This is a genomic window from Vibrio sp. 970 (assembly GCF_033339075.1).
In genome coordinates this window covers 364,151-386,846 of the sequence record NZ_JAWOTW010000005.1, presented here as the reverse complement: position 1 = coordinate 386,846, position 22,696 = coordinate 364,151, and the positions used below count along the sequence as shown (strand labels likewise).

At 45.4% G+C, this 22,696-nt stretch carries 16 protein-coding genes and 5 tRNA genes; 12 read left to right on the top strand and 9 right to left on the bottom strand.

Translation table 11 applies throughout. The annotated features are described in order from the left end of the window. Nucleotides 1-164: 164 nt before the first annotated feature. Entirely contained in the window at nucleotides 165-1,055 is an 891-nt protein-coding gene (ilvY, locus tag R7Q11_RS10635; protein WP_025768266.1) for an HTH-type transcriptional activator IlvY, read from the bottom strand. Between the two features lie 143 nt (nucleotides 1,056-1,198). On the opposite strand from ilvY, the gene ilvC reads away from it, so the two are divergent. Further along, nucleotides 1,199-2,683: a ketol-acid reductoisomerase gene (gene ilvC, locus R7Q11_RS10630; RefSeq protein WP_012841252.1), complete on the top strand. Its 1,485-nt coding sequence runs from the start codon at nucleotides 1,199-1,201 to the stop codon at nucleotides 2,681-2,683. A gap of 185 nt (nucleotides 2,684-2,868) precedes the next feature. Here ilvC and ubiK read toward each other — a convergent pair whose 3' ends face one another. The 4 genes from ubiK to R7Q11_RS10610 all read right to left on the bottom strand — a co-directional run bounded on the left by ubiK (nucleotide 2,869) and on the right by R7Q11_RS10610 (nucleotide 8,090). Next, complete coding sequence (ubiK, locus tag R7Q11_RS10625) at nucleotides 2,869-3,120, bottom strand: ubiquinone biosynthesis accessory factor UbiK (protein ID WP_005379099.1); 252 nt, start codon at nucleotides 3,118-3,120, stop codon at nucleotides 2,869-2,871. Between the two features lie 131 nt (nucleotides 3,121-3,251). Continuing rightward, nucleotides 3,252-6,374 (bottom strand): multidrug efflux RND transporter permease subunit VmeD, encoded by a 3,123-nt coding sequence (gene vmeD / locus R7Q11_RS10620; RefSeq protein WP_033907400.1) that lies wholly within the window; start codon nucleotides 6,372-6,374, stop codon nucleotides 3,252-3,254. 12 nt (nucleotides 6,375-6,386) lie between these two features. Then, entirely contained in the window at nucleotides 6,387-7,490 is a 1,104-nt protein-coding gene (locus R7Q11_RS10615; RefSeq protein WP_042523871.1) for an efflux RND transporter periplasmic adaptor subunit, read from the bottom strand. Nucleotides 7,491-7,508: 18 nt separating this feature from the next. Next, entirely contained in the window at nucleotides 7,509-8,090 is a 582-nt protein-coding gene (locus tag R7Q11_RS10610; protein WP_005384254.1) for a TetR/AcrR family transcriptional regulator, read from the bottom strand. A 170-nt stretch (nucleotides 8,091-8,260) separates the two neighbouring features. Between R7Q11_RS10610 and rep the strand changes: the two genes are divergently transcribed. Next, on the top strand, nucleotides 8,261-10,276 hold the full coding sequence (gene rep / locus R7Q11_RS10605; RefSeq protein ID WP_005379104.1) for a DNA helicase Rep: 2,016 nt from the start codon (nucleotides 8,261-8,263) through the stop codon (nucleotides 10,274-10,276). Between the two features lie 73 nt (nucleotides 10,277-10,349). On the opposite strand, the gene R7Q11_RS10600 is transcribed toward rep, so the two are convergent. Next, nucleotides 10,350-10,763 (bottom strand): c-type cytochrome, encoded by a 414-nt coding sequence (locus tag R7Q11_RS10600; RefSeq protein ID WP_005384252.1) that lies wholly within the window; start codon nucleotides 10,761-10,763, stop codon nucleotides 10,350-10,352. Nucleotides 10,764-11,098: 335 nt separating this feature from the next. Here R7Q11_RS10600 and R7Q11_RS10595 point away from each other — a divergent pair. From R7Q11_RS10595 to R7Q11_RS10575, 5 genes are all read left to right on the top strand, one after another. Continuing rightward, nucleotides 11,099-11,175: transfer RNA gene (locus tag R7Q11_RS10595), tRNA-Arg, on the top strand. Nucleotides 11,176-11,208: 33 nt separating this feature from the next. Continuing rightward, nucleotides 11,209-11,284: transfer RNA gene (locus R7Q11_RS10590), tRNA-His, on the top strand. 69 nt (nucleotides 11,285-11,353) lie between these two features. Further along, nucleotides 11,354-11,430 (top strand) — tRNA-Pro (locus tag R7Q11_RS10585). Between the two features lie 48 nt (nucleotides 11,431-11,478). Next, a tRNA-His gene (locus tag R7Q11_RS10580) sits at nucleotides 11,479-11,554 on the top strand. A 64-nt stretch (nucleotides 11,555-11,618) separates the two neighbouring features. Beyond that, nucleotides 11,619-11,695 (top strand) — tRNA-Pro (locus tag R7Q11_RS10575). A 338-nt stretch (nucleotides 11,696-12,033) separates the two neighbouring features. Here R7Q11_RS10575 and R7Q11_RS10570 read toward each other — a convergent pair. Beyond that, nucleotides 12,034-12,759, bottom strand: coding sequence for an HAD family hydrolase (locus tag R7Q11_RS10570; protein ID WP_225466429.1), 726 nt, complete (start codon nucleotides 12,757-12,759; stop codon nucleotides 12,034-12,036). 661 nt (nucleotides 12,760-13,420) lie between these two features. Here R7Q11_RS10570 and R7Q11_RS10565 point away from each other — a divergent pair. The 5 genes from R7Q11_RS10565 (at nucleotide 13,421) to R7Q11_RS10545 (ending at nucleotide 20,037) form a co-directional block, all read left to right on the top strand. Further along, complete coding sequence (locus R7Q11_RS10565) at nucleotides 13,421-15,136, top strand: dipeptide ABC transporter ATP-binding protein (RefSeq protein ID WP_005379108.1); 1,716 nt, start codon at nucleotides 13,421-13,423, stop codon at nucleotides 15,134-15,136. A 92-nt stretch (nucleotides 15,137-15,228) separates the two neighbouring features. Further along, nucleotides 15,229-16,782 (top strand): ABC transporter substrate-binding protein, encoded by a 1,554-nt coding sequence (locus tag R7Q11_RS10560; RefSeq protein ID WP_005379109.1) that lies wholly within the window; start codon nucleotides 15,229-15,231, stop codon nucleotides 16,780-16,782. 147 nt (nucleotides 16,783-16,929) lie between these two features. Beyond that, a complete protein-coding gene (locus tag R7Q11_RS10555; protein WP_005379110.1) occupies nucleotides 16,930-17,907 on the top strand; it encodes an ABC transporter permease in 978 nt (325 codons plus the stop codon). 2 nt (nucleotides 17,908-17,909) lie between these two features. Then, complete coding sequence (locus tag R7Q11_RS10550; RefSeq protein ID WP_171343022.1) at nucleotides 17,910-18,860, top strand: ABC transporter permease; 951 nt, start codon at nucleotides 17,910-17,912, stop codon at nucleotides 18,858-18,860. 157 nt (nucleotides 18,861-19,017) lie between these two features. Then, complete coding sequence (locus R7Q11_RS10545) at nucleotides 19,018-20,037, top strand: SPOR domain-containing protein (RefSeq protein WP_213908236.1); 1,020 nt, start codon at nucleotides 19,018-19,020, stop codon at nucleotides 20,035-20,037. Nucleotides 20,038-20,112: 75 nt separating this feature from the next. On the opposite strand, the gene R7Q11_RS10540 is transcribed toward R7Q11_RS10545, so the two are convergent. Both R7Q11_RS10540 and R7Q11_RS10535 read right to left on the bottom strand, forming a co-directional pair. After that, nucleotides 20,113-20,256 carry a hypothetical protein gene (locus R7Q11_RS10540; protein WP_012841245.1) on the bottom strand — a complete coding sequence of 48 codons (144 nt, stop codon included), beginning with the start codon at nucleotides 20,254-20,256 and terminating at the stop codon, nucleotides 20,113-20,115. Next, nucleotides 20,246-22,567 (bottom strand): acid phosphatase, encoded by a 2,322-nt coding sequence (locus R7Q11_RS10535; RefSeq protein ID WP_225466428.1) that lies wholly within the window; start codon nucleotides 22,565-22,567, stop codon nucleotides 20,246-20,248. The genes R7Q11_RS10540 and R7Q11_RS10535 overlap by 11 nt, the downstream gene beginning before the upstream one ends. Nucleotides 22,568-22,696: the final 129 nt, after the last annotated feature.

The window sequence follows — 22,696 nt, the reverse complement described above, 5'->3', positions numbered from 1 at the left end:
ACTCAGAAGTGAAACGAAATAGCGCCGATGGTAGTGTGGGGCTTCCCCATGTGAGAGTAGGACATCGCCAGGCTTTAAATTTAAGAAGCCCGCTCGAAAGAGCGGGCTTTTTTGCATCTATAGAGTTTTAAAATTAGCTCACTTTATACCTAAAAAGTGTTCATCTAAGGTGCGATATACTTGCTCTCTGCAACCTTCCAAAAGGCTTTAACAAGCGGATTTTCCAGCTGAGTTTTGTTGCAGCAAACACCAAGTTTAAAAGGTTTAATTGGTAAGACTTTTAAACGATTTATCTTTTCTCTTACCGGACTGTTATTGATTACAACATCAGGTGCGATACCTACTCCACACCCCAATGCAACCATACTTACGATGGCTTCATGTCCGGAAGTTTGTGCGTAAATCTTTGGCTTTATTTTCATTTGTTTGAGCCAACTATTGGCCCTGTCTCTTGCCGTTCCTGCTTCTGGGAGTATGAATGGAATGACCGACCAGTCTGGTTTTTCTTTTTGTAGCTCTTCAGCAAACGCACTAACCCCAACAGGTACGATGACAGAAAGTGGGATTTCACTGATCGTTTCAAATGCGATTTTATTTGGCATCTGTTCTGACTTGGCTGATATGGCAATATCGGCTTCATCTGCTAGTATTTTGTCGATCGCTTGAGCTGGATCGCCGGTTGATAGTTTGAATTCAATGAAAGGGTTCTGAATACGAAAGTCAGATATTAGCTCCGGAAGATGGCTGTAGCTTGCAGTAACAGAACAAAAGAGACGGATTTCTCCTTTCAATTCATCCTCGGTTCCCTTCAGGTGACTCTGATACTGCTGCCATTCGCCAAGAATCTTTAAGGCGACTGGGACTAGCTTTTTACCTTGGATAGTTAAATCAACGCTACGGTTGTCGCGTAAAAACAATTGTTGGCTGGTTTCCTCCTCTAATTTTTGTATCTGTCGGCTTAAGGCTGAAGGGCTAATATGCATTGCCGCTGCGGTCTTGGCGAAACTTTTACTCTCACAGAGATGAATGAAAAGTTGCAGGCTTTTGATATTCATTAAATTTTCATTTCCATGTTGCATAAATTGCAATAATTAATTGTGAATATATCACTTTAAGCAATCTCATGTCTGTTTTAGTATGAAGTTATTCGGTAAGGCAATTACTGACCTCAATGGAAGAATCTCAAAGGAGCACCCAGATGGCTAATTATTTCAATACCCTAAACTTGCGCGAGCAGTTGGACCAATTAGGTCGTTGTCGTTTTATGGACCGCAGTGAGTTCGCTTCAGAAGCGGATTATCTGAAAGGTAAGAAAGTAGTCATTGTAGGTTGTGGTGCTCAAGGTCTTAACCAAGGTCTGAACATGCGCGACTCTGGTCTAGACGTTGCTTATGCGCTTCGCCAAGCCGCGATTGATGAGCAACGCCAGTCATTCAAAAACGCAAAAGACAACGGTTTTGAGGTAGGTAGCTACGAAACGCTAATTCCACAAGCTGATCTAGTAGTAAACCTTACTCCAGATAAGCAGCACACAAACGTTGTTGAGACGGTAATGCCGTTAATGAAAGAAGGCGCAGCACTGGGTTACTCTCATGGTTTCAACGTTGTTGAAGAAGGCATGCAAATCCGTAAAGACCTAACGGTAGTAATGGTTGCACCTAAATGTCCAGGTACGGAAGTTCGTGAAGAATACAAGCGTGGTTTCGGTGTACCGACTCTTATCGCTGTTCACCCAGAGAACGACCCAAAAGGTGAAGGTTGGGATATCGCGAAAGCTTGGGCTGCAGCAACCGGTGGTCACCGTGCAGGCTGTCTAGAGTCTTCTTTCGTTGCTGAGGTGAAATCTGACCTAATGGGTGAGCAAACTATCCTTTGTGGCATGCTACAGGCTGGCTCTATCGTGTGTTACGAGAAGATGATTGCTGATGGTATCGATCCTGGCTACGCAGGCAAGCTTCTTCAATACGGCTGGGAAACGATCACGGAAGCTCTGAAGTTTGGTGGTATCACTCATATGATGGATCGCCTAACTAACCCTGCGAAAGTAAAAGCATTTGAACTTTCTGAAGAGCTAAAAGAGCTGATGCGTCCGCTATACAACAAGCACATGGATGACATCATCACAGGTCACTTCTCTAGCACGATGATGGCTGACTGGGCAAACGACGATGCAAACCTACTAGGCTGGCGTGCAGAAACGGGTGAAACTGCTTTCGAAAACTACCCAGAAACTGACGTAGAAATTTCTGAGCAGGAGTACTTCGATAACGGTATCCTGATGGTTGCTATGGTTCGTGCGGGTGTTGAGCTAGCATTTGAAGCGATGACCGCTTCTGGCATCATCGATGAGTCTGCTTACTACGAGTCTCTACACGAGCTGCCACTTATCGCAAACACTATCGCACGTAAGCGTTTATACGAGATGAACGTGGTTATCTCTGATACGGCTGAATATGGTAACTACCTATTTGCTAATGTAGCAACGCCGCTACTGCGTGAAAAATTCATGCCTTCTGTTAGTACAGACGTCATTGGTAAAGGTCTAGGTGAAACTTCTAACCAAGTGGATAACGCGACTCTTATCGCTGTGAATGAAACAATCCGAAACCACCCTGTAGAATATATCGGTGAAGAACTACGTGGTTATATGACAGATATGAAGCGCATCGCGGTTGGTGGCTAATTTTCTTTGCTTCAAAGTAGAGAAAATATTAAATGAACTCTGGCCAGACTGGAGTGATAAATACAAAATAAAACACAACATCTAATCAAAAGGCTTGGTCGCCGTTGACCAAGCCTTTTTGTTTTTAGCCGATTTATCTGCGCGCCGATAAGAAAAACGCTCCTTTGTGAGGAGCGCTTTGATACTTATTTTTCAGCAAGCTTTTCTTCAAGTTGCGCCAACTTCTGTTCCATTTCTGTTAGCTTTTGACGTGTACGTAGTAAAACTTGAGTTTGAACATCAAACTCTTCGCGACTTACAACATCTAGCTTGTTTAGCTGGCCTTGGATTACTTGACGAACTTTCTGATCGACATCAGAGCCCAACTCTTTTACAGGTTGAGGCATTGAGTCGTGAATCTGTTTAGCAATTTGCTCTAATTTCTTTGGGTCAAACATAGTGGCTAAAACTCCTTTTGATTTGTCCTCATTTTAAGTAAATGATACGTGAAAGTCGCCATTTAGATGGCAAAAAAGAGAGCGGCAATAAAAAAGGCCACCGAAGTGACCTTTTTGAATGCCTTAATAGCTTATCTGTTATCCGCTAATTCACGATGAGCTGCTTTCGCTTCGTCAACTCGCGCTAACTTCTCCAAGTCTTTGTCTTCAACAAATACTGGCAGAGGTTTGTGTTTTTCAGCTAGGTAGCTGTAAATCACAGGTAGCACGAATAGTGTGAACAGTGTACCGATTGCAAGGCCAGCAACGATGACGATACCGATACTGAAACGTTGCGCGGCACCTGCACCTGTTGCGTACATCAGTGGGATCAGACCTGCGATCATCGCTGCAGTGGTCATTAGGATAGGGCGAAGACGCACTTTCGCAGCTTCCATCACCGCATCAATACGAGACAGTTTATTATGTAACTGCTCTTCCTTGGCGACTTCACAGATCAAGATACCGTGCTTGGTTATTAGGCCGACCAGCGTGATCAAACCAACCTGCGAGTATATGTTCATCGAGGCCGTACCCCAGGCCAATGCGATCAAGGCACCACATATTGCCAGAGGTACAGATACCATGATGACAATAGGATCGCGGAGTGATTCAAATTGAATCGCCAGAACGAGGAAGATGATCGCAAGTGCAAGACCGAAGGTTGCATACAAGGCACTACCTTCCGTTACAAACTGACGAGATTCGCCCATGTAATCATGGTTATACCCTGCAGGCAGTTTGGTTTGTGCAATATTTTCAAACCAATTAACTGCATCCCCCATCGAAACACCAGGGCCTGTAACAGCACCCACAGTTGCTGAGTTTAGCTGGTTGAAGTGTGGCAAAGAGCGAGGCTCAGCCACCACATCAATGGTAATCAGACTACCTAATGGAACCGCTTTACCATCCACAGAGCGTACATAGTAGTTCTTCATCGATTCTGGGTTTAGACGCCATTTACGCTCAACCTGAGGAATTACCTCATAAGAGCGGCCATTTAGGTCGATACGGTTTACATAACCATCTGCCATCATGGTGCTGAGGGTGATACCAATGTCTTGCATAGTCACACCGTAGGCACCTGCTTTGTCTTTATCGATCTTGATCTTCATCGTTGCAGAATCATATTTCAGATCCAGATCGGAATAGACAAACATTGGACTGCTTGCTACTTCCGACAGAATGTCATTTGCAACGGTAAACAAACTTTCAAAGTTGTTTGGCGTTGTAATTACGAACTGTACAGGAAGGCCTGAACCAGCACCTGGTAGCTCCGGCATTTCGTAGGCAGCAATAGACATTCCCGGAATGCTCGAAACAAGCCCACCAACACGCTGTTTGATTTCTGCTTGGCTCGCTTCTCGTTCGCCCCATGGTTTGAGTGTAGCTAAACCAAACGCTTGATTAGAATCCGGTACACCGTTAAATACCTGAGCGTATTCCACTTCTGGTTGATCAGAGAGAATCTTATTCACATCATCCATGGTGTTTTGGATGTAGTCCAAATTCGAATTTGATGGTGCGGTCCCTATGAGTACTACAACACCTTTATCTTCAGATGGAGCTAGCTCGCTAGGAATAAACTTGAATAGGACTGGTAAACTTGCGAATACAATTATCGCAAACACGATCACCACTGGTCGGCTAGCCATTATTGCTTTTAACATGCTTGCGTAGCGATTAGTCATGCCATCAAGTACATGGTGAACTTTTTGCTCAAACTTGCTTGGCTTCTCGTTCGCCTTCAGCATCTTCGAACACATCATTGGTGATAGTGTCAAAGCGATGATGCCGGATACGAATACTGAACCTGCCAGTGTCAAAGCGAACTCTTTGAACAATGAACCGGTGATACCACCCATCAATGCGATCGGCGCGTACACTGCACCTAGCGTCAATGTCATCGCGATAACTGGAACCGCAATTTCACGCGTACCAATAATTGCAGCTCGGAATGGCGATTCCCCTTCTTTGATGTGACGGTCAACGTTTTCTAGTACAACGATCGCGTCATCCACCACCAGACCGATGGCAAGCACCATCGCCAGTAGCGTCATCAAGTTCCAAGAGAAACCCATTGCCTGCATCACCATTGCCACACCAATCAATGAAAGTGGAATGGTCACGATAGGAATGATTACCGCGCGGAATGAACCTAGGAACAGTGTGATAACCACAAGTACGATGACCGCTGCTTCAAGAATCGTTTTCACTACTTCGTGAATCGATTCGTTGATGGCGATAGTTGAGTCGTACATCACGTTCATTTTGATGTTACTTGGTAGGTTGCGCTCAAGCTGAGGCAACAGTTCAAGTACGTCTGCTGCAATGTTGATTGGGTTAGCGCTTGGTGCTGCGTTGATCGCCGCAACCACGGCTTCTTGACCGTTTGCACTTGCGCGATAAACGTCGTGACTCTTCTCCAGCGTTACTTTAGCGATATCACCTAGGCGGATGACATCCCCTTCACCAGTTTTCACGACCAATGCTTCAAGTTCAGCAACGTTTGATACCTGAGTATCTGCGCTACCGTTATAAAGTACGAACTCACCCGTCGCTTGACCGGTTGCAGATTGGTAGTTGTTGGCGTTAAGAACGCTCATCACATCCGTAGCGGTCAACTTCAAAGCGCCCATTTTGGCAGGATCTAGCCATACGCGCAGTGCGTACTTCATACCACCATACAGGTCAACTTTGGATACACCGTTTACAGTGAACAACTGCGGGTTGATTACACGCTCAAGGTAGTCAGTGATCTGGCTTGAAGATAACTCGTCACTCGTAAAGCCGATGTACAGTACCGCCGTTGTCGAACCTGTCGACATGGTTACGGTTGGATCTTCGGCTTCTTTTGGAAGCTGAGAACGTACTGAGTTCGTTTTCGCTAAGATATCAGCCAATGCTGCATTCGGGTCAGTATTCAACTTCATGTTGACAGTAATGGTTGATTTACCTAGTACCGATTGCGAAGTCATGTAATCAATATTATCGGCTTGCGCCACCGCTTGCTCCAATGGCTGAGTAATAAAGCCTTGGATCAAGTTGGCACTTGCACCGTAGTAACTGGTGGTCACGGTGACCACCGTATTCGTCATTTCAGGGTACTCACGAACTTGCATTTTGAACACCGCTTGCAAACCAAGCAATGCAATCAAAAAGCTGATCGATACCGCTAAAACTGGACGTTTTATAAAAACATCTGTAAAGCGCATGATGCCTCCAACTTAAAGCATTGGTGTTTCAGCAGGTGGGGTAGTTGCATCGCTTTCGACAATGCTTACTTTCGCATGGTTACTCAAACGGACTTGACCCGATGTCACTACCACATCACCTGGCTTCACGCCTTCTAGAATGTGTGCGATATCTTTAGAGCGTTCGCCAACTTTTACCACATGCTGCTTAACGCGTTTTTCGCCATCTTCTTCTGTTACGATGTAAACATTGTCGCCATATAGCGTAAATGTGATCGCGGTTTGAGGTAGAGTGACCTGATTTTCTAACTTAGGCAGAATGATGTTTGCACGCGCGAACATACCACTACGCAGTTTACCGTCACTGTTAGGGATATCCGCTTGAACTTGAATCAAACCACTTTGTACGTTAACCGCAGGCTCAATCGCAGAAATTGAACCTTTGAAAGGCTGTTCTGGGTAGGCATCCACGAAGATATCCACTTCTTGGTCGATATTGATACGTGAAATATCGGTTTGCGGCACGGTAAAGCGTAAACGCATCACGCTGGTGTCTTCCAGGCGAACAATATCGGTACCCGCTTGTAGGTACTGACCGAGGTACACGTTACGAATACCTACTACACCATCAAATGGCGCTTTGATTTCGCGTCGGTCGATGGTCGCTTTCAAGCTTTCAATGTCCGCTTTTAAGGAGAAGTAGTTCGCTTCTGCTTCGTCATACGCTTCTTTAGAAATAGAGCCTTTTTTAAATAGCCCTTGGTAGCGTTTGTATTTCGCTTCTGCTGCTGGCAACTTGGCTTGCGAGCTCTTTAAATTCGCTTTCTCAACGTCAGAGTCAAGCAGTACTAGTGGCTGACCTGCTTTGACTTGAGTACCGGAATCAAATGCGATTTTATCGATAACACCGCTCGTTTCGTTCGCTACCGTCACGCCTTGATTTGGCTCGATAAAACCAATTGCCTCGATGACTGGTACCCAATCCACCGCTTGCACTTCAGTTACGGTTACTGGGAATGCTGGTTCAGGGCGATTGGCAAACTGCTCCATTTTGTCTTTGATATCAATTAGTCTGTATGTAACAACGCTACCAAAAAGTAATAAAACAATTGATAGCATCAAAATCCACTTTTTCATTCTATTAAGAACTCCAAGTTAGTGTTTAATAATTGCATCCCAACTGGCTTCAATAGCGGCCTCTAATGCCGTCTTATCCAGTTGATAAAATCCCAAAGCGTGTTTCCGAGCAAGTGCAACACTTGCCTCAAAACTTAATCCAGAAAGTACTTCGTTATCGAGAAGCTTGAATACTCCCTCGTCTTTACCCTGATTAAAAAGAAGATCTACTTGGGCAAACATTTGTCTCTCAAGTTCCCGAGCTTTGCTACTATTTGAACAGGGTAAAGACTCATATTGGACTCGGTTGCTGATCGCACTTAAGTTCGAGCTCGCTAGATTCCAAATATTGAGCCACATGGTTCGATAACGCTGTTTTAAAGGCATCTCTTCACTAACACCTAGTTGCACCGCAGTAGCAACACGCTTAGCAACGTTAAGGCGTAGTTCCTCTAAAAGATGTTCTTTATCTGAGAAATAACGGTAAATCGTCCCTGCTGCGACACCTGCCTCATTGGCGAGCTTTTGCATGGAAAGCCCTTGAAAACCAGATTCAGCAATGAGTTGTTCAGCAGCGACTAAGATTTGTTCTCGTTTATCTACAGCAGGGTTATCCTTCATAATGTCACCCTTTAGTGAATGAACGTTCATTCATTATAGCTTAAATACCAGCCATTTATGCAACAGAATATTGCACTTAATTGGTGTGAAAATTACAAGAAATCAGCATAGCTTTCACGAGGCCACCCCTTTATCATAGGCGCCACATTCATCACCCGCAGAGAATTTCTATGAAGCTGAACCCTAGTCAAGATGAAGCCGTGAAATACGTATCTGGTCCATGCCTAGTGCTAGCTGGTGCTGGCTCGGGCAAAACTCGTGTTATTACCAATAAAATCGCTTATCTGGTTCAGCAATGTGGTTACAAAGCGCGTAACATTGCGGCGGTGACGTTTACCAACAAAGCAGCACGTGAAATGAAGGAGCGTGTAGGTCAAACGTTAGGGAAAGGTGAGTCTAAAGGTTTGATGGTATCAACATTCCACACTTTAGGATTGAACATCATCAAGCGTGAGTACAAGCATTTAGGGTTGAAAGCGGGCTTCTCACTGTTTGATGACCAAGACCAGCTAGCGCTACTCAAAGAACTTACCGAAAAGCAGCTTGATGGTGATAAAGATCTGCTACGTCAGCTTCTGAGTTGTATTTCCAACTGGAAAAACGACATGTTGACGCCAGAGCAAGCCAAAGCGCGTGCGCAAGGTGAACAGCAACAATTGTTTGCGTTCTGTTTTGATATGTACCAAAAGCAAATGAAAGCCTATAACGCGCTCGATTTTGATGACCTAATTTTGATGCCCGTTTTACTCTTACGTAATCATGAAGACGTTCGTCAGCGTTGGCAGAATCGTATCCGTTACCTACTGGTTGACGAGTATCAAGATACCAACACGAGTCAGTATGAGCTGGTCAAATTAATCGTCGGAGAACGTGGGCGATTGACGGTTGTAGGGGATGACGATCAGTCTATTTATTCATGGCGTGGTGCGAAACCTCAGAACCTCGTGTTGCTGGGTGAAGATTATCCGAATTTGCGTTTGATTAAGCTAGAGCAAAACTACCGTTCAACGAGTCGAATCCTGCGTGCGGCCAACATTTTGATAGCTAACAACCCTCACGTCTATGAGAAGTCCTTGTTCTCTGAAATTCCTGACGGTGAAAAACTCAAAGTGTTGTTGGCTAAAAATGAAGAGCACGAAGCAGAGCGCGTAACGGGTGAACTAATTGCGCATAAGTTCCTAAACCGTACCGAATATAAAGATTATGCGATTCTATATCGTGGTAACCACCAATCACGTTTGATTGAAAAGTCTCTGATGCAAAACCGTGTACCGTATAAAATTTCTGGCGGCACCTCGTTTTTTGCGCGCGCAGAGATTAAAGACATCATGGCGTATTTGCGCGTTTTGGTTAATCCGGATGACGACAATGCATTTTTGCGCATTGTGAACACTCCGCGACGTGAAATTGGCCCAGTAACGTTAGAGAAATTAGGCAGTTATGCCAATATGCGAGGCAAGAGCCTGTTTGAGTCGAGCTTTGAAATGGGGCTCGAACAGCACCTAACGGGACGTGGCCTAGAAAACCTGCGTCGTTTCACCCAATGGCTAGTGGCGATCGCTGATCAAGCTGAGCGTGGTGATACCGTCGAAGCGGTTCGTTCGCTAGTTCGTGATATCCATTATGAAGATTGGCTATACGAAACTTCAGCAAGTCCGAAAGCCGCTGAAATGCGAATGAAGAACGTTTCTGATCTTTATTCATGGATAGTGGCGGACCTAGAGGGTGACAACTACGATCAAGAAGAGAAAACGTTAAAAGAAGTCGTTCAACGTTTGACCTTGCGTGACATGATGGAGCGCGGTGAAGAAGATGAAGACAGTGATGCAGTACAACTGATGACCTTGCACGCATCAAAAGGCCTTGAGTTCCCATATGTATACTTAATTGGGTCCGAAGAAGGTATTTTACCGCACCAAACCAGTATTGATGAAGATAACGTGGAAGAAGAGCGTCGCCTGATGTACGTTGGTATTACTCGAGCGCAACGTGAACTGACTTTCACTATGTGCAAAGAGCGTCGGCAGTTCGGCGAGTTGATCAAACCGACTCAAAGCCGCTTTTTGGATGAGTTGCCATTTGATGACGTTGAATGGGAAGTAAACAAAAAGCCAGTATCAGCAGAAGAGCGTATGGCGAAAGGTCAAGCACACATTGCCAATATTCGAGCAATGTTTAAGAAGTAAAGTAACCTTGTTCTCACTGACTAAAAACAAAAAGGCTTGCCAACTGGCAAGCCTTTTTCGTTGATGTCTTTACTTATAGACCTTCAATCATGTGGTCAATTGCTGCGATGATTTCATCGTCAGAACAGTCCATACAGGTTCCTTTGGCTGGCATCGCATTGAAGCCTTCTAATGCGTGCTTCACTAACGTATCTTTGCCTTGTGCAATACGCGGTGCCCAATCATCGGCATTACCTGTTTTAGGTGCGCCGTTTACACCAGATGCGTGACAAGCAATACAAAAAGTACCATAAACTGTGGCGCCATCACGTGGACCGGTTGGTTCTTCTTTCACTGGCTCAGAACCCGCTAGATAAACATCACCGACAGGTTGGATGCGTTCTGCGATCGCATCGTATTCAGTTTGGCTGATGTCAGAAGCTAAAGCTGCCGTAGAAAACGTTAAGGCAGCGAACAAAACGCTAATCATTTGTCGAGACATATCCATTAAACCCACTTCACATTCCCGAGGTAAGTGACTTACCTATTTATATAGTTAGAGTATTAATGCCGAGCAGAGAAATCATTAAATTCCACTGAATGGCATAGAATGATTAGACAACTTGGTTGCAGCTGTTAAATCAATGTAAATAATGGGTGATTATATCCCGATAACTTGTTGCAATAAACAACAAGTTATCCATGACAGGGCGTGAATCACATCAAAAATCCACTTTAACGGAAGATAACTGTCGAAAAAGAGACCAAACGATAAAAAAAGTAAAAAAAGTACTAGACGGCATAGTGTGATATCCGTATTATTCCACTCCGCCGATAGGGCATGCGCCCGTAGCTCAGTTGGATAGAGCGTTGGCCTCCGGAGCCAAAGGTCGAAGGTTCGAATCCTTTCGGGCGTACCATTGCCTCGGAGGATACATCGGTAAAAATCAGTGGTGGCTATAGCTCAGTTGGTAGAGCCCCGGATTGTGATTCCGGTTGTCGCGAGTTCAAGTCTCGTTAGCCACCCCATTCTTTCTTTTTTAGATTGAATGCGGTAGCATTGCTCCCAATCTTGATTCAATCAAGATAAAACATCGTCGGTGAATAGCGCAGCTTGGTAGCGCATCTGGTTTGGGACCAGAGGGTCGGGGGTTCGAATCCCTCTTCACCGACCACTATTTAGTTTATGGCTCTAATAGAGCGGTAAACAGCAAAAATTGATGGTGGCTATAGCTCAGTTGGTAGAGCCCTGGATTGTGATTCCGGTGGTCGCGAGTTCGAATCTCGTTAGCCACCCCATTAATTAAGGTGACTTCTTAGTTGAAGTGTACTGTCTGATTTGAGAAAATCAGTAAATACAGTTCGGTGAATAGCGCAGCTTGGTAGCGCATCTGGTTTGGGACCAGAGGGTCGGGGGTTCGAATCCCTCTTCACCGACCACTATTAGAAAGCCTGCTTTTTAGCAGGCTTTCGTCGTTTTAGAGTTTATGATCTCGCTTGGACTGTATTAGTCGGTAATGTATCAATGGATTTGAACCCAAGTGGGGTTCGCCTGAAGTTAGAATTCGGCTCTTCACCGACCGCTATTTAGAGCCTCAGTCGAAAGACTGGGGCTTTTTTACATCTCTCCTGAAAAGAATCGGCATTCCATTTCAATTTTCCCCAAAAGTGTACAGCTCTAGGGGCTTTTGACCACCTATGATCTAAATGCTTTTCGAGCTGACAAAATAAACCCCAGAGCAGTGTCTGGGGGTTTGTAGTTTTCTAATCCGCTGCTTTTATTGGGCGAGTGTTTTAAGGATTTCTTTTACTTCTACCGTTTTTTGGATTTCAAAACTTGGCGTTATATCCGTTGAGTTACTTGCGCCTGTCGCATTCACCCACACACTCAAAATGCCCATATTGTTAGCGCCAGCAATGTCAGCAGGTAAAGAGTCGCCCACGTGTAGAGCCTCTTCTGGTTTTACTTCGACCAAGTCGAGCGCTTTTTGGAAAATACTTGTAGCAGGTTTCTCTTCTGGCTCTTCTCCTCCCACAATAATATGGTCCACCCAGTTGCTCATTTGTGTCGCGTTTAATTTAGGGTGTTGAGAAAAAATCGGGCCGTTCGTGATCACGACGAGTTTGTAATGTTGACGAAGGTCGCTGAGCATTTCTTTTACACCAGGGAAGAAAGTGAACGCGCCCATACGTGCAGAGTCAAAGTAGTCTTGAGCTTGTTGAGCCTCTTTTGCAGTGATGCTGACGCCTTGCTCCGCCAAGATGTTTTGGATCAGGCCACAACGGAAGGCATTTTCATCGGGTAGCAGAGCCACAAGGTGAGGGAACTCAGCATTCAGCTTTTTGTATACACCCTGCAAGTAGCGCTGCAAAAACACTTTTGGCTCGGTAACTTGTGGGTAGGTTTTATGAATCCAAGTTGTAAACGCTTGTCCTGCAACTTTATCGGCTTGTGACGTTGCACATAAAGTCTCGTCCATATCAAAAAAAATCGCTTTAAGCACAGGGGCTCCTTTTATTTACGGCTTGGCTTTGACGCTGTTCATCTATTATCCCACTCTCAATTGTGTCGTAAAGGGTTAAAACCGGCGAGTTTTCTTATGACGTACGAATGAAGATAGCGGAACTTTCCTTTGCTTAGTCAATAAACCGCTTAAGTGGCGCATATTCTGCGTTGGAGCAGGATTTGTGTGGTTTTGCTGTTTTGTTCACGTTTTGACCTATCCTTTCTCTTCCTAAGTTTGGCTTTTTGTATTTGCCGACTATTTTATTAATAGTTTTTTATGTTGAGAAAACACTTTTTGCATATGATATTGTTTGTTAAATGTTAATAAATGCACATGAATAATGCGGTTAATGATTTTGTTTAGCTCATGTTTACTTTTAGAGCATTTTTCTAGTTTTATTGGTGCATGACGCACAAAAATAGTGTGATATGAAAATGGTTAAATACTTGTTAATGCATTTTTATTCGCTAATTGTGCGTTTATTTAATGTATTTTCGGCGGAATATACTTTAATTGTTGCTTTTTTGTGTGATTTTTGCCAAATTATTTCCGCATTAAGATTTCAGAGTATTATTCTGAATTTGAACGGATTCATTCAGGTGATGAATGGTGCCTTTGGCGCGATTCGATACCACAGACAAGGCAGTAGAGGTCTGAAATGTCACTATTAGAAGTGAAAAACCTTCGTATTGAATACCCATCCCGACACGGCGTTCACGCTGCCGTGAAATCACTTTCTTTTCATATTGAACGTGGTGAAATCGTGGGTGTTGTTGGCGAATCAGGTGCGGGTAAATCCACCGTTGGTAACGCCGTTATTGATTTGCTTAGCCCTCCAGGTCGCGTTGCTAGCGGTGATGTATTCCTGGATGGAGAAAAAATTTCTGGCCTATCACCAGAAGCGATGCGTAAGGTTCGCGGCTCGAAAATAGGTTTTATTTTCCAAGATCCGATGACCTCACTTAACCCACTTTTTACGGTTGAGCAGCAGCTGAAAGAGACGATCCACGCCAACATGAAAGTCTCTGATGAAGAGGCGTATCAGCGTGCACTTTCTCTGATGCAGCAAGTTGGCATCCCGCAGCCAGAAAACCGCTTGAAACAATACCCACACCAATTCTCTGGTGGTATGCGTCAGCGTGTCGTCATTGCGATTGCTTTGGCTGGTGAGCCTGATCTCATCATTGCGGACGAACCAACTACGGCGTTAGACGTTTCTATCCAAGACCAAATCCTCAACTTGATCCGCGAGCTGTGTATCAAGAACAATGTCGGCTGTATGTTGGTTACTCACGATATGGGTGTCGTCTCCAACGTCACCGATCGCGTGGCGGTAATGTATCGTGGTGACTTGGTGGAGTTTGGACCAACAGCCAAAGTATTGGGCGATCCTGATCACTCTTATACTCGCAGTCTAATTTCAGCGGTACCACGTTCAGACAGAAAGCTAGATCGTTTCCCGTTAGTAAGCTATATCGAAGAAGCGGCGGAAATGGAGCCACTCGATATCAAGAACCACTGGTTAGGACAAAGCCAAGATGAGCGTGAGTACACTGGCCCGCTTTTGGACGTGAAGAACGTCAATCTTCGCTTTGTGACCAAAGACTCTTTGTTCGAGAGCCGCCGAGAATACGTGCAAGCATCTAATAATGTGAGCTTTGAAGTGCACGAAGGCGAAACCTTTGGTTTGGTGGGCGAGTCTGGTTCAGGTAAATCGACCATTGCACGTGTGATTGCTGGTTTATACCAACCTAACTCTGGTCAGGTGAAATTCGAGGGTATTGACCTGACCGCTTTAACCTCTGAGAAAGAGCGCCGCCCGATGCGTCGTCAAATGCAGATGGTGTTCCAAAACCCATATACTTCAATGAACCCTCGTATGAAGGTATTCGATATTATTGCTGAGCCAATCCGTTTCCATAAATTGACGAAAAACGAGTCGGAAACTCGCCAAATCGTGAATGACCTATTGGATCATGTTGGTTTGGGTCGAATGGCTGGGCTTAAGTACCCTCATGAATTCTCCGGTGGTCAGCGTCAGCGTATTTCTATTGCGCGTGCGTTGGCGACTCGTCCTCGACTTTTGATTTGTGATGAACCGACCTCAGCACTGGACGTATCGGTACAGGCACAAATTCTAAACTTGCTGAAAGATCTGCAAAGTGAGCTGAACTTGACTATGTTGTTTATCAGCCACGATTTACCTGTTATTCGTCAGATGTGTGACCGAGTAGGTGTGATGCAAATGGGTACACTTTTAGAAGTGGCACCAACAGAACAGTTATTCACGGCACCTCAACACGAATACAGCAAAAAATTGATTTCTCTGATGCCGGAGTTTACTGGCTTGCGAGAAGAGATCGAAACGGCATAAACCAAGCAATTCGCTTGGCTAACCTTTAGTCATAACAAAGACGCAAACACAACAACAAGGGATCCGTATCCCCGCATGAAGGAGTTATGCAAATGAAAACCATGAAAAGCAAATTAGCAGTGGCGCTAATGGCTGCGGGCCTAAGCTTTAACGCAATGGCAGCAGATATCAAAGTTGGCTATGCAGCTGACCCAGTATCGCTTGACCCACATGAGCAGCTATCAGGTGGCACACTGCAAATGTCACACATGGTATTTGATCCGTTGGTTCGCTTTACTCAAAAAATGGATTTCGAGCCTCGCCTAGCGGAAAGCTGGGAACGTATTAACGATACGACTGTTCGTTTCAAACTGCGTGAAGGTGTGAAATTCCATTCTGGCAATACTCTAACGGCTGACGACGTCGTGTGGACGTTCCAGCGTTTACAAAGCTCTCCTGACTTTAAAAACATCTTCGACCCGTACGAGAAAATCGTCAAAGTTGACGACAACACGTTCGATCTTGTAACTAAAGGTCCTTACCCACTAGTGCTGCAAACCGCAACGTACATTTTCCCAATGGACAGCAAGTTCTACACTGGCAAAACTGCGGACGGCAAAGATAAGTCTGAGCTAGTGAAGCACGGTAATTCATTCGCATCGACTAACGTATCTGGCACGGGTCCATTCATTGTGACTTCACGTGAGCAGGGCGTAAAAGTGGAATTTGAACGCTTTAAAGATTACTGGGACAAAGAGTCGAAAGGTAATGTTGATAAGCTAACGCTTGTGCCAATCAAAGAAGACGCAACTCGTGTAGCAGCGCTGCTTTCTGGCGGTGTTGACATGATTCACCCTGTAGCGCCAAACGACCACAAACGCGTTGAAGATGCTGACGGCATCGACCTAGTCACGCTGCCTGGTACTCGTATTATCACGTTCCAACTAAACCAAAACAGCAACGAAGCATTGAAAGACGTTCGCGTTCGCCAAGCGATTGTTCACGCAATCAATAACGAAGGTATTGTGAAGAAAATCATGAAAGGCTTCGCAACGGCCGCTGGTCAGCAAAGCCCGGCAGGTTACGTAGGTCACGATGACAAACTGGTTCCTCGCTACGATTTGAAGAAAGCGAAAGAACTGATGAAAGAAGCGGGTTACGAAAACGGCCTGACGCTAACGATGATCGCACCAAACAACCGTTACGTGAATGATGCGAAAGTAGCACAAGCGGCGGCGGCAATGTTGTCTAAGATCGGTATCAAGGTTGATCTGAAGACCATGCCAAAAGCGCAGTACTGGCCTGAGTTCGACAAGTGTGCGGCAGACATGCTAATGATCGGTTGGCACTCAGATACAGAAGACTCAGCGAACTTCAACGAGTTCCTAACGATGACTCGTAACGAAGAAACCGGTCGTGGTCAGTACAACTGTGGTTACTACTCAAACCCAGAAATGGACAAAGTGGTTGAAGCTGCGAACGTAGAGACGGATCCTGCGAAACGTGCAGAAATGCTGAAGGGCGTAGAAGCGACACTATACAACGACGCAGCATTCGTACCGCTACACTGGCAAAGTGAAGCATGGGGCGCGAAGTCTAACGTGAAAGCGGCAGATATCGTTAACCCAATGGTAATGCCTTACTTCGGTGACCTAGTGGTTGAATAATCACGGTTAGTCGACTTTGAGGAGGGATGGTTTTCCCTCCTCAACTTAAAGCACTCGACTCAGTTTTGTTTCAGTCGGATTGAGTTGGTTATTTAGACTGAATTTTCTCTCTAATTTAGAGATCTATGGATAGTTAAGGGGCAAGGAATGTTTTCGTTTCTGGTCAAGCGCCTGTTTCAGGCACTGATAGTGATGTTTGTGATCAGTTTGGTGGCGTTTGCCATTCAGGACAACCTGGGTGATCCGCTGCGTGAGCTTGTAGGTCAGTCGGTTTCGGAATCGGAGCGTCAAGCGCTACGCGACGACTTGGGCCTGAACGATCCCTTTATCACAAAGTACACGCGCTTTGTGGGTAATGCACTACAAGGTGATTTGGGTACATCATACTTTTTCAAGCGACCTGCGGTTGAGGTGATCCTCGATAAGCTGGTGGCAACATTAGAGCTCGTGTTTGGCGCGACGCTTATCATCATTGTTTTCTCTATTCCGCTTGGGGTGTACTCTGCGATTCATCCTAAGAGTGTTTTTACCAAATTTGTGATGGCGATGAGCAGTGTCGGTATCTCGATTCCGGTGTTCTTAACCGCAATCATGCTGATGTATGTCTTTTCAATAGAACTCGGTTGGTTGCCTTCCTATGGGCGAGGTGAAACCGCTAACGTACTCGGTTGGGAATCTGGCTTCTTTACCATTGATGGTATCAAGCACCTCATCCTACCTTGTATTGCGCTAGCGTCTATCATGCTGCCGTTGTTCATCCGTTTGGTACGTTCAGAAATGCTGGAAGTACTGAGTTCGGAATACATTAAGTTCGCCAAAGCAAAAGGTTTGAACTTACAAAAGATTTATTACCAACATGCACTTAAGAACACCATGCTACCAGTATTGACGGTAGGTGGCGTGCAGATTGGTACCATGGTGGCCTACACCATTCTTACTGAAACCGTGTTCCAATGGCCGGGCACTGGCTTCCTTTTCCTAGAGGCAATCAACCGTGTAGATACACCGCTGATCACTGCCTACGTTATCTTTGTTGGTCTGATCTTCGTGGTAACCAATACCATCGTTGACTTGCTGTATGGCATCATCAACCCAACTGTGAACCTAACTGGAAAAGGAGCTTAATCATGAGCCAATCAAATTTAACACCAGCTCCTGCTCCATCAACGTGGCAGCGCTTCAAAGAGTCAGATTTTCTGTATTACTTCAAACGCGACAAAGTGGCGATGGCGAGTTTTACCGTCTTTATGATGTTCTTAGTATTGGCATTGGCTGCACCGATTCTTGCGCCAACAGACCCGTACGATCTGACGTCTATCGACATCATGGATTCTGAGTTGCCACCTTCGTGGATGGAAGATGGCGATGAGCGCTTTGTGTTGGGTACTGACGAGCAAGGTCGCGATATTTTATCGACCATTCTTTACGGCTCTCGTCTGTCTCTAACCATCGGCTTCCTGGCGGTTGGCCTTCAGTTGGTATTGGGTATCATCATTGGTTTGTCGGCGGGTTATTTCGGCGGCCGTATCGATAGCTTCTTGATGCGTTTTGCAGACGTACAGTTGTCGTTCTCGACCATGATGGTCGCGATCATCGTGTCAGCTATCTTCAAAGCCAGCTTTGGCAGTGATTTTTACAGCCAATATGCGGTGGTCATGCTGGTGGTGATCATCGGTGTGGCAGAATGGCCGCAATACGCACGGACTATTCGTGCCTCGGTATTGGCAGAGAAGAAGAAAGAATACGTCGAAGCGGCGCGTGTGATGGGCTTTAAAGCTCCGCGAATCATGTTCCGTCACATTCTGCCAAACTGTCTATCGCCAATCTTGGTTATCTCGACGGTACAGGTAGCGAACGCGATCATGTCGGAAGCGGCACTGTCATTCCTAGGTTTGGGTCTTCCTGTTGATCAGCCGTCACTAGGTGCGCTGATCAGCATCGGCTTTAACTACATCTTCTCAGGTGCGTGGTGGATTACTGCCTTCCCAGGCATCGTGTTGGTTACACTGGTTCTGGTTATCAACTTATTGGGTGACTGGTTACGAGATGTATTCAACCCGAAACTGTACAAAGGTTAAGAATTTTCCCGCCAAGCGTTGTAAATTCGCTTAATTCCTTCCTAAACTGAGAGCCGGATGCAAATTCCGGCTCTTTTTTTGCTAGTTATTCTTTGTTCACATTTTTTTGGCGCTTTGCCGCCATAATGACCTTACCCACTAATTTAGAGTGAAGTGTATGGAAATGAAGAAGGCACAACACCCATCTCGTATCTTCCAAGCAAGCCTAGCTTTCGGCTTGTTGCTGGTATGCGCCCAGTTTTCTAGCCCAGTATCGGCGGAGGAGTTCCTTTGCCAAGCCACTCAAGCCAGCGAGAAAGAATTACCGATGCTTGAGAAAACGTGCCCAATTGGTAACGGAGTATGGGGAAAGAAAGTGCCGCAGGGGGGCAACTACCTTTACTGGATTCAATGCGGATTGCTACCCAAGCCTATGTCTCTCGCGAAAGCTAAGCCTCTCTATAGTAAAATCACGACTGACGTATGGATGAAGCCTGAATCCAAAGGCTATCGCTGTTTGATAGGACCTTACAAGGCATTGTCTGATGCGAGGGATGACTTACGAGGAGTCAAAACCTTGTCGAATTACAAAGAGGCGTTCATCCGAGTGGTTGGGAAAGGGACGAAACAACCAGTAACACCACCTACACCTAAATCTACTGTATCGTCGAAATCAGCCGCATCTTCGGTTAAGCCAACACCGACGGTGACCCCGAAACCCGCGCCAGTTCCTGCTGTGCGAGCTGATACCGACGCCTTTAAAGCGCGGGCAGAGAAGCCAGATACCAAGGCAAAAAGTTCACGTGATAGCTCTTCGTCTACGCCTGTTGCTAAGACCAAAGCGAAGCCAATTGTCACTGGAAATGATGACATTGAAGTTCGGTTGAGAACTTCAGTGCAGGGCAAAACGTACGTGGTCCCATATTTACTCGATCACCATAATCAGTTTTACATGGAACATGGTAAGCCGTGGAACCGCCTCAACTACGAAAACTCGCACAAAGTATGTCAGCAACTGGGTATGAACTTAGCTAACCCTGCAGAGTTTAAAGCGCTGAGGGCGTCTGGGGTGATGGAAAAAAATCAATGGCCACTGCAACTGCCGTATTGGGGCAAAGATAAGAAAGGTTTGTTCGCCGATCGTGAGCCCAATCAGCTCACCGGGACCTCATTATTGAACGTGGTGTGCGTGAAATAACGACTCAGATATTGTGGTCAAAATATAGAAGAAAGCCCCGAGTTCGGGGCTTTTTTGCGGTCTCAAATATTATCGCTATTTGAGTGGCGTTTCTTTGTGACAGTTAGAGCAGATATACACTTCTTTGATGCCGACCAATCGTTCCCAAAGTGTTCTGCGTCTTCTACGCAAATGCACGCTATCACAGCAAGGGTTAACGATGGTTGCTTTAGTCATCATCACCAGGCTCCAAAATCGGTAGTGAACTCGCGATGCTTGTCATGGCTTCTTTGCTGTCAGAGTACAGACCATATTCCGGTGCGGATTCATGACCGTTTTGTTCTTTACTCCAACGAATACCAATATAAAAGTCACCAAAATCGCGGTTGATGTAACGATGACGAGTTTTGTAATCTGACTCTGAGCCTGTTTCTTCTAGAATCAGCAGTTCACGGTCTTCATCATTCTGGATTTCCCAATTACCTGGAGTTTGGAATCCTGTTGGCATGAACGAAGTGTAGTTGTAAGTATCAGTGTCGTATTCGTACGCACCTGACGAGTATTTCAGGACTGTGTCGTCGCCTGTGCCATTACTTTCTACCATCAAGTCATGCTCTACCGTGCCGTGTTTGATGTGTTCTGCAACCGAAAGTGATTCTGCAAATGGGGTATTGTTTGAGTCCATCCAGAACAGCTCATCATCTGATATTTTAACGATCATTTGAGTGCCGTTATGCTCGGTTTTGTGCTGGTACAACATTTCATACTCGTCGCCGTAGCTGTTGTATAGCTTACCGTCTTTCAGCTCAACGTCGTTACAGTCTTTATTGTTGTATTCCGTGTAACCAGTTTGTTGGTCCAGATCGGCAAGAATGGCGTAAGCATCGTGTTCCCATGTGTCTTTTAGGAAGTCACTGATGTTCGCTTTGTACTCTTGATTCATCTCATCGTGGTTTGAACCCCAGCAGAATAGTAGGCCTTCAGAATCTTGCATCAATATGGCGTAGCCAATTTCACCATCTTTCTGTGCAAAGCTACCCATTTTCCATTCTTGACCGTTGAAGTGCTCGTGAGTGAAGCCCAAAGTCGGTACTACTGGTGGTGGCGTGACGCCTTCGATAACCGTTGGCATGCTGAGCGCAATTTGTACCGCGGTATGGCCATCTGTTGCGCTAATCGCAAGTACTGCTCCAGCTTCACCTGCTTTTGTTGGTGTGCCTTTAATGGTGATAATTGCATTACCATCCTCAGATACTGTTAGACCTTCAATGTCTACATAGTCCGCTGAGTAGTCGGTAATTTGACCGTCTTTATCTTGGAACAAACCAGAAATATCGAGTGTTTGTTCAAACACTTCACCTTGTTGTAGGTACCAACCATCAACGATGGACTGCAGACGCGCTTGTTCTGTTTCTACAACCATTGGTGGTAAGTTTGCCGATTCGATTTCGAACTGAAATACGGTGCTTACCGTACCCAAAACCTTACCTGACGAATCAATGTCTTGCGCCGTTAGAACAATCTCAAAATCACCAGCTTTCTCTACGATTGCAGTTGGATGTAGAACAATCAGGTTGCCAGTTTGCACAACTTCAATGCCTGTGCCTGCAAAGTTGTGCGTCAGTTTGGTTGTCACAAGGTTTTGGTCTTTGTCTGCAAATAGACCTTCAATGTCTAGCTCTAAGCCATCAAAATCCACGCCTTGTACGATTTTTGGTAGTTTTTCTAGCTTATCTTTAGCTGCCTTTTCGACGATTTTGTTTACGGTTAGCTTGTTATTAACTGCCGTTTCAGGTGCTAAGGTGTCGCTGTCTGGGGTCGCGTCAGTGATGATTGGACGTAGATTTGGGTCATTGATGTTTTCGCCAGATGCAACAAGACGTTCCACTTCTTGGTTTGCCGCTTGAGCAAACTCTGTGGCTTTTTTCTCGTAGTTCGTTGGGTTTTGTGCTTTCGAGTCGGTCAGAATCTGAGCGGTTTTATGTAGTTCGGCGTTTTTTGTCGCACCTTCAACAAAATCACTGTACAGATCAATTGGTGCTTCTTCTGAGCCTCCTAGCGCTTGGTTTACTTTCGCTTTCGCATCTTCTTCACTAATGGCTGGATCTTTTGCCATTTCAATCGCCACAAGATCCGTGATAGGTGAAATCACGTTTGACGATGTTGGTGCACGGAATACGACTTCGTGCGCCATAGCTTGGCCTGGATGATCCATATCAACCGTATATTTGCCAGCGTACTCTTTCGCATCCAAGGCGATGAGCTGTTTCTGCTTTGAACCGTTGGGTGTGATGGTCTGTAGCGCTAGAGTGCTTTCTGGTTTTGCATCCAATTTCAGTTGACCTTTCTCATCGGTCAGACCAAGGAATGTTTCTTGAGTGTCCCATTGGCCGTTGTTGTTCGTATCTTCAAAAACAACGGCATGCTTGAAGTAGCCGTCAAAACCTGTGATCACAACGCCGTCGTTAGCACTGTTTGAACCACCATCTGAACCGCCACAGCCTGTAAGAGCGATAGCCACTGACGCTGCTAGTAAACTCACCTTATTCATTATTTATTTGTCCTTGTTTCGTTTCCGAATGAGAAAGTCGCTTTTTTTATTATTTTTTTCTTTATATCTCACTAGTGAGATATAAGAGAGTGGTGTCTTTTTAATGACTATTGAGCTTAGGTTCAAGAC

What these genes read in the sequence shown, in the direction of transcription:
- ilvY (WP_025768266.1), bottom strand. Translation starts at nt 1,055, where the DNA reads ATGAATATCAAAAGCCTGCAACTTTTCATTCATCTCTGTGAGAGTAAA.
- ilvC (WP_012841252.1), top strand. Translation starts at nt 1,199, where the DNA reads ATGGCTAATTATTTCAATACCCTAAACTTGCGCGAGCAGTTGGACCAA.
- ubiK (WP_005379099.1), bottom strand. Translation starts at nt 3,120, where the DNA reads ATGTTTGACCCAAAGAAATTAGAGCAAATTGCTAAACAGATTCACGAC.
- vmeD (WP_033907400.1), bottom strand. Translation starts at nt 6,374, where the DNA reads ATGCGCTTTACAGATGTTTTTATAAAACGTCCAGTTTTAGCGGTATCG.
- R7Q11_RS10615 (WP_042523871.1), bottom strand. Translation starts at nt 7,490, where the DNA reads ATGAAAAAGTGGATTTTGATGCTATCAATTGTTTTATTACTTTTTGGT.
- R7Q11_RS10610 (WP_005384254.1), bottom strand. Translation starts at nt 8,090, where the DNA reads ATGAAGGATAACCCTGCTGTAGATAAACGAGAACAAATCTTAGTCGCT.
- rep (WP_005379104.1), top strand. Translation starts at nt 8,261, where the DNA reads ATGAAGCTGAACCCTAGTCAAGATGAAGCCGTGAAATACGTATCTGGT.
- R7Q11_RS10600 (WP_005384252.1), bottom strand. Translation starts at nt 10,763, where the DNA reads ATGGATATGTCTCGACAAATGATTAGCGTTTTGTTCGCTGCCTTAACG.
- R7Q11_RS10565 (WP_005379108.1), top strand. Translation starts at nt 13,421, where the DNA reads ATGTCACTATTAGAAGTGAAAAACCTTCGTATTGAATACCCATCCCGA.
- R7Q11_RS10560 (WP_005379109.1), top strand. Translation starts at nt 15,229, where the DNA reads ATGAAAACCATGAAAAGCAAATTAGCAGTGGCGCTAATGGCTGCGGGC.
- R7Q11_RS10555 (WP_005379110.1), top strand. Translation starts at nt 16,930, where the DNA reads ATGTTTTCGTTTCTGGTCAAGCGCCTGTTTCAGGCACTGATAGTGATG.
- R7Q11_RS10550 (WP_171343022.1), top strand. Translation starts at nt 17,910, where the DNA reads ATGAGCCAATCAAATTTAACACCAGCTCCTGCTCCATCAACGTGGCAG.
- R7Q11_RS10545 (WP_213908236.1), top strand. Translation starts at nt 19,018, where the DNA reads ATGGAAATGAAGAAGGCACAACACCCATCTCGTATCTTCCAAGCAAGC.
- R7Q11_RS10540 (WP_012841245.1), bottom strand. Translation starts at nt 20,256, where the DNA reads ATGATGACTAAAGCAACCATCGTTAACCCTTGCTGTGATAGCGTGCAT.
- R7Q11_RS10535 (WP_225466428.1), bottom strand. Translation starts at nt 22,567, where the DNA reads ATGAATAAGGTGAGTTTACTAGCAGCGTCAGTGGCTATCGCTCTTACA.